Annotated in this window: 9 protein-coding genes; 5 read left to right on the top strand and 4 right to left on the bottom strand. The window is 72.8% G+C overall.

The annotated features are described in order from the left end of the window. Positions 1-192 precede the first annotated feature (192 nt). The 5 genes from ABEA87_RS01020 to ABEA87_RS01000 all read left to right on the top strand — a co-directional run bounded on the left by ABEA87_RS01020 (position 193) and on the right by ABEA87_RS01000 (position 8,790). Positions 193-1,701 carry a C40 family peptidase gene (locus ABEA87_RS01020; protein WP_345625138.1) on the top strand — a complete coding sequence of 503 codons (1,509 nt, stop codon included), beginning with the start codon at positions 193-195 and terminating at the stop codon, positions 1,699-1,701. Between the two features lie 167 nt (positions 1,702-1,868). After that, complete coding sequence (locus tag ABEA87_RS01015; protein ID WP_345625137.1) at positions 1,869-5,429, top strand: hypothetical protein; 3,561 nt, start codon at positions 1,869-1,871, stop codon at positions 5,427-5,429. Between the two features lie 195 nt (positions 5,430-5,624). Beyond that, on the top strand, positions 5,625-7,373 hold the full coding sequence (locus ABEA87_RS01010; RefSeq protein ID WP_345625136.1) for a DEAD/DEAH box helicase: 1,749 nt from the start codon (positions 5,625-5,627) through the stop codon (positions 7,371-7,373). 183 nt (positions 7,374-7,556) lie between these two features. After that, entirely contained in the window at positions 7,557-8,183 is a 627-nt protein-coding gene (locus tag ABEA87_RS01005) for a putative glycolipid-binding domain-containing protein (RefSeq protein WP_345625134.1), read from the top strand. A 364-nt stretch (positions 8,184-8,547) separates the two neighbouring features. Further along, the gene (locus ABEA87_RS01000) at positions 8,548-8,790 is read left to right on the top strand and encodes a BldC family transcriptional regulator (protein WP_345625132.1); all 243 of its coding nucleotides are present in this window, start codon (positions 8,548-8,550) and stop codon (positions 8,788-8,790) included. An 18-nt stretch (positions 8,791-8,808) separates the two neighbouring features. Here the strand turns inward: ABEA87_RS01000 and ABEA87_RS00995 are convergent, their stop codons facing one another. The 4 genes from ABEA87_RS00995 to ccsB are packed head-to-tail and all read right to left on the bottom strand — an operon-like array spanning position 8,809 to position 12,978. Then, positions 8,809-9,459: a UbiX family flavin prenyltransferase gene (locus tag ABEA87_RS00995; protein WP_345625130.1), complete on the bottom strand. Its 651-nt coding sequence runs from the start codon at positions 9,457-9,459 to the stop codon at positions 8,809-8,811. Then, a complete protein-coding gene (mqnP, locus tag ABEA87_RS00990; RefSeq protein WP_425570683.1) occupies positions 9,456-10,415 on the bottom strand; it encodes a menaquinone biosynthesis prenyltransferase MqnP in 960 nt (319 codons plus the stop codon). Before mqnP ends, ABEA87_RS00995 begins: the two co-directional genes overlap by 4 nt. Before the next feature lie 25 nt (positions 10,416-10,440). After that, complete coding sequence (locus tag ABEA87_RS00985) at positions 10,441-11,901, bottom strand: menaquinone biosynthesis decarboxylase (RefSeq protein ID WP_345625126.1); 1,461 nt, start codon at positions 11,899-11,901, stop codon at positions 10,441-10,443. 57 nt (positions 11,902-11,958) lie between these two features. After that, positions 11,959-12,978: a c-type cytochrome biogenesis protein CcsB gene (gene ccsB, locus ABEA87_RS00980; RefSeq protein WP_345625124.1), complete on the bottom strand. Its 1,020-nt coding sequence runs from the start codon at positions 12,976-12,978 to the stop codon at positions 11,959-11,961. Between the last annotated feature and the right edge of the window lie 2 nt (positions 12,979-12,980).

The raw sequence follows: 12,980 nt of genomic DNA, 5'->3' as shown, positions 1-12,980 counted from the left end.
GTCGGCACGCATGCGCTACGACCAGCGGTGGAAGCCTTTCCTGCCCCTGACGGTCAGGAAACTGTTACCCGCCGTCGGGTGACAGGGCTTGCTGCTCTGAGGTAGGACGGTTGGGGGGAAAATCAACGCCGGCAGCGCGGGACGGGTGGCATGAATCAGCACACGCGGCAGTCCTCACTCCGACTACCGGCCGTGCGGCGGTTCGCATGGCCGGTGCTGGTGTGCAGCGTGGTGTGCGTCCTGATCGCCCGGCCGTCGTTCGCGGCTCCGGCGGACGCCAACCCGGGGCAGAACCCTCCGTCGACCGCGACGATTCCCGACACCGGGGTCGCCCCGATTTCCGGTTCGCCGCTCACCCCGCCGGGCAGCGCCCAGGCCGGTTCCGGGTTGACCCCGGTCACCGGCCCGTACGCCTCGCAGATCACCGCTCAGTACGCGACCCTCGAGGCGACCGGCGAGAAGCTCAAAGAGGCCAATTTCGACCTGGACAACGCGAAGCAGGACGCGAACTCCACGTACCAGGTCTGGCAGCAGGCGATCAAGAACGCGGCCGAGACGCAGACGAAGGCCGACAACCTGGCGGCACAGGCCTACGAGGACGCGGCCGGGCTCGGCCCGCTGGCGAACTTCGCGAGCGACGTCCACCAGCTCGGCATGCTGGCGCCGGGGCTCAACGCCGGCGGCAGCCAGACCGGCAGCGTCGCGGCCGCGCAGGACGCCACCGAGGCGCGCAAGGAGGCCGCCACCGACGAGGAGGCCTACCGGGCGGCGCTGGCCCACGAACAGGAGCTCGAAAGCCAGCAGAACAGCCTTCAGAGCAGCTACAACCAGCAGAACACCACGCTGACCTCGCTGCAGACCACCAACGCGACGCAGATCGAGGCGGCTGAGGCGGCACAGGCCGCCTCGGATCAGCAGCTGGACCCGGAGTTCGGGGCCGGCACCCAGGTCAACGGCAGGGTGGCCAACCCGAAGGCGCTGGCCGCGCTGCGCTGGGCATACGCGCAGGCGACGGCAAACCCGCCAAAGTGGTACAAGTTCGGCGCCGAGGGGCCCAACTTCTTCGACTGCTCCGGGCTGACCTGGGCCTCCTACCGATCCACCGGATACACGCTGCCCCGGGTGGCCGCCGACCAGTTCCACGCCACCTCGGTCTCGGAGGTCCCGCCGTCCCAGCTGCTCCCGGGCGACCTGTTGTTCTTCAGCACCACCAGCAAGACCGACTGGACCACGATCTCCCACGTCGCGATCTATTACGGCGACAACCTGATGGTCGAGGCCGCCCACGAGGGCACCCCGGTCCGGGTCAGCCAGGTCTGGTGGTCGGCGTTCTACGGTGCGACCAGGGTCTACCCGGCCGTGGGCGCCCCGACGCCCACCCAATCGGCGTCGCCGACCCCGTCCAAGACGCCGAGCCCGACCCCGTCGAAGACCTCGAGCCCGAACCCGCACCCGTCGAAGACCCCGAGCGCGCCTCCCTCCGGCTCCTCGCCGAGCCCGAGTTCAAGCCCGAGCTCAAGCCCGAGCCCGACCTCGAGCCCATCGAAGTCACCGACTCCGCCGCCCGCCTCCCCGTCGCGCCCGCCGGTCGCGCCGCCGCCGTCGTCGGGGGGTTCGACGATCGGCAGCCCGTCGCCCAGCACATCGGAGTCCGAGTCCGGAACGGCGAGTGCCTCGGCGTCCCAATCCGGCCCGGCCTGACCGCGCGGCGCGTCATCGACCAGCTGAGCGCCATACCCGTCCCCTGACGGCACGACGATGCCGGGGCCGACTGTGTTCTGCGGCCGGAATGTGGCACGGTGAACGCCAGGTGCAGCACGCAACCGCCGGCCGATCCATCGACCGGCGGCACACGCTGGGAGAGTGTCATGGAAGACCAGAACACCTACCGTGACGCGTCGGCCGAGGGCGGGCCGGCTGGTAGGTCGCCGTCCGGGCCCGACGGCGGCATGCCGCCGTCGCCGCCATTCGGCGCCGGATTCCCTGACCGGGGGTCGGCCGAGGCGCCGCCCGGAGGCCAGTTCGAGCTTCCGCGCCCGCCGGCCGGCTCGCCGTGGCCGCCCCAGCCCCATCACCCGGCGTACTCGCAGGAGTCCGCGCCCCGCACCCCGTCCGCACCCGAGCCGCCGGCCCGTGACGCGTCCTGGGCACCCTGGATGCCGCCGCCGACGCCCGAGACGCCCCCGGCGGGGCAGTCCTGGGGCGCGGGGGCCGAGCACCCGGCGACCCCGGACCAGTGGAACGCCGGGCCCGAGCCGGGCGCGGCGCCGTGGAACGCCCCGGCGGAGCCCCCCGCCGCACCCTGGAACGCCCCGGCGGAGCCCGGCGCCGCACCCTGGAACGCCCCGGCGGGACCGGTGGCCGGCGGGTGGAACGCCCCGCCCGAGCCCGGTGCCGGCTGGAACGGCTCTCCGGATCCCGGCGCGGGCTGGAACGCCCCACCCGAGCCGGCCGGGTCGCCGGAAGGCTGGTCGGGGTCCGCGCCGGCCTCCCCGGAGGCCCCGGCCGTCGCCTCGGCGAGCGTGTCCGGCCCCGGCGCGGTCGGGCGAGCCACCGCGCCCGTGATCGCCCCGCCGCCCTCGGGCGTCCCCGCCCAGCGATCGTCCGGAAACACGTACCGGGCCGGCGAGATGGCTCGGCCGGAGCAGCCGGCCGAGGACTACCAGCCCGCCCAGCCGGGCTGGGGCGAGCAGCAGGCACAGGGGAACTGGGGCGAACAGCAGCCCGCCCAGCAGCAGCCAGACTGGGGTGGCCAACCCGCCCAGCAGGCACAGCAGGGCTGGAACGAACAGCAGGCCCAGCAGCCGCAGCCGGGCTGGGGCGAACAGGCCGCCCAGCAGGCACAGCCCGCCTGGGGTGACCAACCCGCCCAGCCGGGCTGGAGCGAACAGCCGGCACAGCAATCCCAGCCAGGCTGGGGCGACCAATCGGCCCAGCAGGCACAGCCCGCCTGGGGTGACCAACCGGCCCAGCAGCCGCAGCCGGGCTGGGGTGACCAACCGGCCCAGCAGCCGCAGCCGGGCTGGGGCGAACAGCCCGCCCAGCAGGCACAGCCGGGCTGGGGCGAACAGCCGGCGCCCGGGACGGGGCAGGCCGAACCGTTCGACGCCCGGTCCACGACGCCCGGCTTCGGCGGCGAGCTTCCCCGGCGCCGCGAGGGCGCCTCGCTCGAGGGGCTGCCGGACGGGCCCCCGATGGGGCTCTCCTCGTTCGACGGGTTCGACCAGTCGGGCACGGCGCCGTCCGAGACGCAGCGGGATCGCGAGTCGTTCGGGTACTCGTCGCTTCCGGAATCGGCACCCGTGGCCGAGCAGCCGCCGTACCAGTCGTCGATGCCGGAGGACGATCCGGCCACGTACGGGGCCCGGAGCGGGGCCGAGCCCTCCTGGGGCGGCGGCTTCGCCCAGTCCTGGCCGGAGGCGACTCCGCCGGGCGGCGAGCCCGGCTGGCCGTCGACCGACCCCACCCCGAGCGGCTCCTCGATCGCGGTGGACGGCCCGATGTCCGAGCTGCCCTCGGGCGGCTTCGGGCAGTTGAGCTCCGAACTGCCCTCGGGAGACTTCCCTCCCTCTTCGGAGACGCCCTCCGGCGGCTTTGGCCGGCTCGGCACCGATCCGGCGGCCGGCGCGTTCCCGTCCAACTCGGAGACACCCTCCGGCGGCTACGGCCAGCTGGCATCGGAGCCCGGAGTCGACGCCGCCGGGACGGCCGCGCCGGTGCGCTCGGTCGCCTCGGTGCCGCCCGCCCAGGGAGCGGCCCAGGCGGCACCCGGCAATTCGGCGGCCGGCCGGGCCGTGGTCTCTGGGGGTGGCCCCGACGTTGACCGGGCCTCCGCCGAGGAGGTCGCCGCCCTGATGCAGAACTCCAGCACGAGCGGCCCTCGGGTATACCGCTCGACCATTCCCCCGGACGCGTCGCCCGAGCCGGAACCGCGCTACCCCGACACCGCCGGGTACCCCGGTGCCGGTTCGGGCGGTTGGGGCCGGTCGGACGAGCCGCCGGCCTGGCCCCGGCTCGGCGAGCCCGAGCCCGGTGGGCACCCGGAGCCGCCGCTCGACCCGGAGGCCCCGCCCGAGCCGCCGGCGCCGCCGAGCCCCGAACCGCTGCCGACCCCGTTCCCGACGCCCAGGCCGGTGCCGCAGCCGCCGCCCGGCCCGGTGCCGCCGGAGCCGCCGATGCCCGAACCGACCCCGGGGCCTGTACCGCCCGGCCCACCCGTGCCGCCGGGGCCACCTTTCCCGCCCTCGCCCACGCCCATGCCGCCGTTCCCGCCGCCACCCGCGACGGGCGAGTCGCCGGCCGGTCCTCCCTCGGTACCGGCCGGTGCGCTGCCGACCTGGCCGCCGTCGACGACGCCCGGCCTCAACGGTGGCGACTACGGCGCCCAGGACGTGCCGCCGTCCCAGGCCGGGCCGGCGTTCGCGGACGCGCCCTATGGCGGCCAGCCGCACCCGGACGCGCCATACGGCGGCCAGCCCTACGGCGACCCCGGGTTCGCCGGGCCGCCCTACGGCGGGCAGCCGCACCAAGACGCCCCCTACGGCGGGCAGCCGCACCAAGACGCCCCCTACGGCGGGCAGCCGCACCAAGACGCCCCCTACGGCGGGCAGCCGCACCAAGACGCCCCGTACGGCGGGCAGCCGCATCCGGACGCGCCATACGGCGGGCAGCCCTACGGCGACCCCGGGTTCGCCGGGGCACCGTACGGCGGGCAGGGCCCGGCCGGTTCGTCCCAGGACCATCAGTTCGGCGGCCAGGGGCCGGCCGGATACCCACAGGCCGGGCAGCCCTTCGCCGGGCAGGCGCAGGTCGGGCAGGCCCAGGTCGGACAGCCGTTCGCCGGACAGCCGCCGGCCGGGTACGCCCAGGTCGGGCAGCCGCCCGCGGGGCAGCCGTTCCCGGGTCAACCGGGAGCGGCACCCATGGGAGCGGCGTCCGTCGGGCAGGCGCAGGTCGGGCAGGCGCAGGTCGGGCAGGCGCAGGTCGGGCAGCCGATGTCCGGCCCGCCGTTCGGGGCACCGCCCTCAGCGGATCCTTCGTCGAAGCCCGAGCAGACCCAGGCCATCGGGGCGCCCGAGTACGTCGAGCGCCTGGAGTGGCGCGGATCCTCGACGCCGCGCGACGCGCCCGGGGCTGCCCAGTATGGCCAGGCTCGCGCCCAGTACGGCCCGGGGAACGTGTACGGGGCCCAGCCACCCGGTCCGGGCGCCCCTCCGACCGCCGCGTTCGGAGCCCTCAACCCCAACGGGGGTTTCCCCAGCCAGGGTTCTCCGCTGGAGAACTCCGGCTCGCTGACCGGCCAGATCCTGGCCCAGGGACAGCCGGACGAGCCGAAGCCCGGCCATTCCAAGTTCAACGTATTCCTGGTGGTGGTCGTGGTCGGGCTCATCCTGGTCGGGGTGGTCGGAGCGGTCGTGACGTTCGCCTGAGCGAACGGTGTGCCATCCGGGGCGGGCGGTGATGCTGGACACCCGCCCCGGAAAGGCAGTGAAGTGCTCGTACACTGGTGAGGTTGACGCGTCCAGCAGGGGCGCGTTCTGGGCGTTCTTCCGGGACCACATGGCAGCGGCCAAGTTTCGGCCGCGCGGAGGTACGCCAGCATTCCGGAAGGTTTCCTTAGCCACATGACGCTGTCCGCAGCCCGCCCGCCCTTCGCCGACCCCGAGTCCTTTCCGTCCGTCTTCGACCGGCTGGAAGCCGTTCCGCCGACCCCCGGCTCGGACCGGCTGGACGCTACTCCGGCGACCGCCGGCTCCGACCGGCTGGACGCCGCCCAGGCGACCCCCGGCTCGGACCTGCCAGACCCCGCTCCCGCGACCGCCGGCTCCGACCGGCTGGACGCCGCCCAGGCGACCCCCGGCTCCGACCGGCGAGACTCCGCTCCGGCGACTCCCGGCTTCGCCGGCCTCGGGCTGCCCGAGCCTCTCGTGCGCACCCTGAGCAGGGAGGGCATCCGCGAGCCGTTCCCCATCCAGACCGCCACCATCCCGGACGCGCTGGCAGGGCGCGACGTGCTCGGGCGCGGCCAGACCGGCTCCGGCAAGACCCTCGCCTTCGGGCTGCCCGTGCTGGCCCGCGTCGGCATGGGCGGCCGTCCGGCGCCCGGCCGGCCCAAGGCGCTCATCCTGGTCCCGACCAGGGAGTTGGCCATGCAGGTCAACGACGCCCTCCTCCCGCTAGCCCGGTCGATGGGCCTGTTCAGCCGCACCGCGGTCGGCGGAACCTCGTACGACAAGCAGATCCGTGACCTGCGGCGGGGCGTGGACGTCCTGGTGGCCACCCCGGGTCGGCTGGCCGACCTGATCGAGCGCCGGGAGTGCTCGCTGGCCGAGATCGAGGTCAGCGTGCTCGACGAGGCCGACCAGATGGCCGACATGGGCTTCCTGCCGGACGTCACGGCGCTGCTGGAGCAGACCCCGGCCGGTGCGCAGCGGTTGCTCTTCTCGGCCACCCTCGACAACGACGTTGACACCCTGGTCAGCAAGTTCATGACCGATCCGGTGACGCACGAGGTCGACCCGCCGAAGGCGGCGGTGTCCACCATGGAACACCATCTGCTGCTGATCCCGCCGACCGAGAAGCTGAAGATCGTTTCGCGGATCGCGGCGCGGGACGGCCGGACGATCATGTTCGTCCGGACCCAGCTCGCCGTGGACCGGCTCGCCAGCCAGTTGACGGAGGTGGGAGTCCGCGCCGGTGCGCTGCACGGGGGCAAGACCCAGGCGGTACGCACCCGCACGCTCGCCGAGTTCCGCGAGGGCCGCACCAGCGTGCTCGTCGCCACCGACGTGGCGGCCCGGGGCATCCACGTCGACGGGATCTCGCTGGTGGTGCACGTCGACCCGCCGAAGGATCCCAAGGACTACCTGCACCGGGCCGGCCGCACGGCGCGGGCCGGCGAGGCGGGCACCGTGGCCACGCTGGTGCTGCCCCGCCAGCGGGCGAGCACCTTCGCGCTGCTGGAGAAGGCCGGGGTAGAGGCGACCAGGACGCAGGTGCGCGCCGAGACCGCCGAACTGGCGGAGCTCACCGGCGCGCGGGAGCCCAGCGGCGTACCGGTGCCGCCGGACGAGCCGAGCCCTCGCCGGGACGGCCGCCGCGGCCGCAGTGGCGGTGGGCACTATGGCGACCGCCAGCACGGCGACCGGCAGTACGGCGACCGGCCCAGCGGGTACCGGGATGGCGGCCACCGCGAGGGCGGGTACCGCGACGGCGGGCACCGGGATGGCGGCCACCGCGAGGGCGGGTACCGGGATGGCGGGTACCGCGAGGGCGGGTACCGCGACGGTGCGCGCCGGGACGGTCCGCGCCGCGAGGGTGGCCGGTGGGACGACCGGCCGCGTCGGCGGACCGACCGGCACCCGGCGGCCTGACCCAAGGCACAACCGCCCGACGATCACGCGCCAGCGGGTGCCGCCGGCACGGCACCCGCCGGCACGGCACCCGCCGGCACGGCAGCGACGCGGCGCACTCGGCGATCCACGGCGGCCGATCGACTCGGCCACCGGCAAGGCGCGTCGTACCCGAACGCGACCAAACGCCACTAAGGTCGGGACATGCCTGTCTCGCCCCGATCGCTGTTGTGGCAACGGATCGACACCGACGGCATCGAACACGTTCTGTTCGATGACCGATCGGGTCTGTACGCGCGGGGGACCATGGTCGCGGCGGCGCCCGTGCCCTACACCTGCGACTACGAGCTGCTCGCCGACCCGAAATGGTCGAGCGTCCGGCTGACCGTCACCGCCGAGGGGGCCGGCTGGCTGCGTAGCGTGAAGCTGGAGCGCCCCGACGGCCGCTGGCACGTGACCGCCGGCGAGCAGGGCAACCTCGACGCCGCGCTGGTCGCCGCCGGGCACCCCCGGGCGGGGCTGCCCGGCAGCGAGGATCCCGGCCGGCTGTTGGGCGCGCTGGACGTGGACCTCGGATACTGCCCGCTGGCCAACACTTTGCCGATCCGGCGGCTCGGGCTGCTGTCGGCCCCGCCCGGTACGGCGCACACCATCACCGCGGCCTGGGTGCTGGTACCGGAGTTGGTGGTGGTCCCCGCCCGACAGACCTACACGCTGGTGGCGCCCGGCAGCGTCCGGTACGCCAGCGGCGATTTCACCGCCGACCTCACCGTCGACGACGAGGGCTTCGTCGCTAGCTATCCGGGCCTGGCCACCCGGATAACCGGTTGAAAATTCCGCTTTTTACGCTGTCCACATCGGACACCTGAGGCCCCGGACCGGGCCTCGCTCAAGTCGTCCACAGTAGACACTTGGCGACCCCGTGCCGCCCGGTACCCGGCCGCCATGGCGCCGCATGCCGCCCTGCGGCATCGACCGGGATCTCTCCGTTACCCCTCGCGGAGGCCCTTTGATCTTGCCGTCAGGTGTGAGAAGTGCTCGCAATCATAGCGACTATCTACGCAAGATGGGCGTATTCCCTGATACCGGGATGGCCCACTCCCACCGGTGTTTAATGGGCGTACGTCCATCGGAGACCTTGGTCGGGCACCCAATCGCGCCAGGTCAGAGCTTCGCTGAACGCGAGGAGGGGGTCGTGGACACGGGAGATCGTCTGTTGACGCCGGGAGAGGTGGCAGCCCTTTTCCGGGTCGACCCTAAGACCGTCACCCGGTGGGCCGCGGCGGGACGGATAGGAAGTATCCGTACGCCGGGCGGCCACCGCCGGTTTCGGGAGTCTGAGGTACGAGCGCTCCTTGAGGGCGAGGGACTCGCTGAGCCGGAAGACAACGCACAACAACCCCAACAATACCCAAATGGGAACAGGGCCGCCTTTTAATGGCGAACCTGGGGGTTTTTAGACGCTGGCGCGGCCGGAGCCAAGCTCGCCGCGCCAGCGGCTGAACAGCGAGTGTGTTATGCCCAGGGCGTCCAGCACCTTGCCGGCGACGAAGTCGACCAGCTGGCGCCCTGACGCACTCGCTCCGGACGCATAGAAGCCCGGGCTGGCGGGCAGCACCACGGCGCCCGCGTCAATCAGGGCGATCAGGTGCTGCAGGTGGCCGCGGGAGACCGGGGTCTCGCGCGGTACCACCACCACGGGACGGCGCTCCTTGAGGTTCACCTCTGCGGCGCGCTGAAGCAGGTCCTTGGACAGCCCGACGGCGATGCCCGCGCACGCCGCCGTGCTGGCCGGCACGACGACCATGCCGCGGGTCCGGTACGAGCCACTGCTCGGACCGGCCGCCAGGTCGCCGGCGGGCCAGTAGGCCAGGTCGTCCGGCTCGACATCGCGGTCGAGCCAGGCGGCCAGGTCGGCCCTCCAGTGGGCGTCCCGGAACGCGTTGCCGGTCTCGTCGAGCAGGGTGAGCCGGGCGGCCCTGGACACGATCAGGTCCACCGGCAGCCCGGCGTCGAGCAGCCCGGTGATTACCGAGGCCGCGTACGGGGTCCCCGAGGCTCCGGACACACCGACCACGAACGGGGTGCGTACCGGCGTCTCCGTCACGGGCGCAGTCCCTGCCGGATCACCAGGTCGGCCAGGGCGAAGGCGAACAGCACGATGCCGATCACGCCGTTGGCGGTGAAGAACGCCCGGTTGACCCGGGACAGGTCGTCGGCCTTCACGATCGAGTGCTCGTACACGAACACGACGGCGATCAGCAGCAGCCCGAGCCACCAGAGCCAGCCGTACCCGGTCAGCGCGCCGAACCAGACCAGCAGCAGCACGGTCACCACGTGGGTGACCGAGGAGATCCGCAGCGAGCCGGCGATCCCCCAGCGCACCGGCACCGAGCCGATGCCGATCCGCTGGTCCGCCTCGTAGTCCTGGCAGGCGTAGATGCAGTCGAAGCCGCCGATCCAGGTGCCCACGGCCAGGCCGAGGACGAAGGCCGGCCAGGACCAGCGCCCGGTGACCCCGATCCACGCCCCGAGCGGCGCCACCGCCTGGGCCAGCGCCAGGAACGCCTGGGGGTAGTTGGTGAACCGCTTGGCGTAGGAGTAGAGGACCAGTACCACCACGGCCAGTGGGGCCAGCGCCAGGCTCAGCCAGTTCAGCGCGGCGGCGCTGACCAGGAAGACGATCAGCGCCAGGATCAGGCCGGCCCAGGCCGTGCGGCCGGACACGACCCCGGTGATCAACTCCCGGTTGGCGGTGCGCGGGTTCTGCGCGTCGATCTTGCGGTCGATGATCCGGTTGGCGGCCATGGCGACGGTACGGCCGGAGACCATCGCCACCGTGATCAGCCCGAGCGTGCCCCACTGGATGCCGGGGCCGCCGGGCGCCGTCACCATGGCCGTCAGGGCGGCCAGGTACGCGAACGGAAGCGCGAAGATCGAGTGCTCGATCATGACCAGGCGCATGAACGCCCGGACCGGGTTGGGCCTCGGCGAGGCGGCGATGGCGCTCACGCCGCCGCCTCGCTGCGCTCGCCGGCGTCGTGAGGCACCAGCGCGCTGCATTCTCTGGTTCGCTCGCTACGCTCGCTCACAATCCGTACTCCTGCCAGCGCCGGTCCACCTTGGAAATCACGTCGGGCGACATCACCGCGGCCGGCGGCCACCCGCGCTGATAGCCCTCGGTCGGCAGCTTGCGGGTCGCGTCGATGCCCGCCTTGCCTCCCCAGAACTGCTGGTACGAGGAGTGGTCGAGATGGTCCACCGGCCCCTCGGTGAGTAGCAGGTCGTGCGAGTAGTCCACGTTGCCGAAGGCCCGGAAGGCGACCTCGTGGTAGTCGTGCGGGTCGCAGTCGTCGTCCACCACCACGATGAGCTTGGTCAGCGACAACAGATGCGCTCCCCAGATCGAGCTCATCACCTTCTGCGCGTGCTTCGGGTACCGCTTGTCGATCGACACGATCAGGCAGTTGTGGAACACCCCGGGCTCGGGCATCGCGTAGTCGACGATGTCCGGGATCAGCATCTTGATCAGGGGCAGGAAGATCCGCTCGGTGGCGTACCCGATCCCGCCGTCCTCCTGTGGTGGCTTGGACGTGATGATCGACTGGTACACCGGGTCGCGTTGGGTCGTCATGCACTCGACGTGCAGCACCGGGAACGGCTCGACCGGCGTGTAGAAGCCGGTGTGATCCCCGAAGGGCCCCTCCGGGAGCCGCTCGCCCGGCTCCACGTAGCCCTCCAGCACGATCTGCGCGTGCGCGGGCACCTGCAGCGGCACCGTCAGGCAGTCCACCATCTCGACCCGCTCGCCGCGCAGGAAGCCGGCGAACAGGTACTCGTCGATGTCGGCCGGGAGCGGGGCGGTCGCCGCGTACGAGACGACCGGGTCGCAGCCGATGGCGATGGCGACCGGCAACCGTTCGCCCAGCCGCTCGGCGACCGCGTGGTGGGCGGTCGAGTCCTTGTGGATCTGCCAGTGCATGCCCAGCGTGCGCTCGTCGTGCTGCTGGAGCCGGTACAGGCCGAGGTTGCGCTTGCCGGTCTGCGGGTGCCTGGTGTGGGTCAGTCCGAAGTTGTGGAAGATGCCGCCGTCCTCGGGCCAGGTCTGCAGGCCGGGCAGCCGGTTGAGGTCCACGTCGTCGCCCTTGTACACGACCTCCTGGCACGGCGCGGACTTCACGTGCTTCGGCGGTACCGACTTGAGCTGCATGAGCTTGCCGAGCCCCTCGCGGATGCCGGACCAGCCGACCGGAAGCTCCGGTCTGATCAGCTCACCGATCCGCGCGCCCAGCTCGTTGACGTCCTCGACGCCCAGCGCCATGGCCATCCGCCGGTGGGTGCCGAACAGGTTCACCGCGACCGGCATCTGGCCGCGCGTCGGCTGCTCGAACAGCAGCGCCGGGCCGCGCCCACGCACGGTACGCGTGGTGATCTCGCTGATCTCCAGGGTCGGATCTACCGGCACCCGCACCCGGCGCAGTTCACCGGCGCGCTCCAGCGCCGAGATGAAGTCCTTGAGATCGGGGTACGGGAATCCGCGCGGCGCCATCCCGCCAGTCTGACAAGCGCGGCGGTGCCATCACACATGACCCCCGCCACTTGCGGCTCAGCCCACCCCGGCGTAGGAGTGCAGGCCGGAGACCACCAGGTTGACCACGAAAAGGTTGACCATCATGGCCCCCCAGCCGAGCACCGCGATCCAGGTGGCGATCGTGCGCTTCACGCTCGGCGTGGCCCGGGCGTGCAGGTACCCGGCATAGATCACCCACGCGATGAACGCCCAGGTCTCCTTCGGGTCCCAGCCCCAGTACCGGCCCCACGCCGCCTCGGCCCAGATGGCACCGCAGATGATGGCGAAGGTCCAGATCGGGAACGCGAACGCGTGCAGCCGGAAGGTCAGCCGCTCCAGCCCCTCGGCGGCAGGCAGCCGGTCACCCAGCGAGTACGGGAACCTGGTCTTTCCCCGCTCGTACCCGGTGCGCACGATGGTCAGCGCCGCCGCCACGAAGCCGACCATCAGGATGCCGGACGCGGTCACCGCCGCCGTGACGTGGATCTTCAGCCAGTACGAGTTGAGCGCCGGCACCAGCGGGGCCACCGGCGTGTAGAGCTTCACGCCGTCGATCCCGAGCAGGATCACCAGCGCCAGCGTCACGAACAGCCCCAACGGGCGGATCCGCGGCCGGCGCACCAGCAGCACCAGCCAGGCCGAGGCGCCGACCAGGGTGACCGCGAGCACGAACTCGTACATGTTGCCCCAGGGCACCCGGTGCGCGGCGAAGCCTCGGGTCACCACGCAGGACAGGTGCGCCAGCCAGCCGACCAGGGTCAGGGCGGTGGCCACCCGGCCGGCCCAGATCGCGGCGGGCGGGTCCGCGGCGCGCAGGTCGCCGCCGGCCCCGGGCTCGTCGACCGAGTCCGACGGGTCGGTGCCCGATGCGTCCAGCGTGGCCCCGCCAACGGGTACCCCCGCGCCGACCAGTTCGCGTTCGGGGGCGCGTTCGCGTACGGCGATCCGCGCCACGACACCGCGGTTGCCGAACGCGTACTCCGCCGCGTAAGTCAACATCGCAATCGCGTACGCCAGGATCGCCACCACCAACAGGTGGTCGGAGAGGGCGGCCATAC

The sequence above is a fragment of the Rugosimonospora acidiphila genome, from assembly GCF_039543385.1.
Classification (GTDB): domain Bacteria; phylum Actinomycetota; class Actinomycetes; order Mycobacteriales; family Micromonosporaceae; genus Rugosimonospora; species Rugosimonospora acidiphila.
Note: the sequence above shows the minus strand (reverse complement) of the source record. Positions and strands in the feature narration are given on the sequence as shown.

Excerpts from the sequence above, each read along its gene's own strand:
- ABEA87_RS01015 (WP_345625137.1), top strand. The coding sequence starts at position 1,869 with ATGGAAGACCAGAACACCTACCGTGACGCGTCGGCCGAGGGCGGGCCG.
- ABEA87_RS01010 (WP_345625136.1), top strand. The coding sequence starts at position 5,625 with ATGACGCTGTCCGCAGCCCGCCCGCCCTTCGCCGACCCCGAGTCCTTT.
- ABEA87_RS01005 (WP_345625134.1), top strand. The coding sequence starts at position 7,557 with ATGCCTGTCTCGCCCCGATCGCTGTTGTGGCAACGGATCGACACCGAC.
- mqnP (WP_425570683.1), bottom strand. The coding sequence starts at position 10,415 with ATGCAGCGCGCTGGTGCCTCACGACGCCGGCGAGCGCAGCGAGGCGGC.
- ABEA87_RS00985 (WP_345625126.1), bottom strand. The coding sequence starts at position 11,901 with ATGGCGCCGCGCGGATTCCCGTACCCCGATCTCAAGGACTTCATCTCG.
- ccsB (WP_345625124.1), bottom strand. The coding sequence starts at position 12,978 with ATGGCCGCCCTCTCCGACCACCTGTTGGTGGTGGCGATCCTGGCGTAC.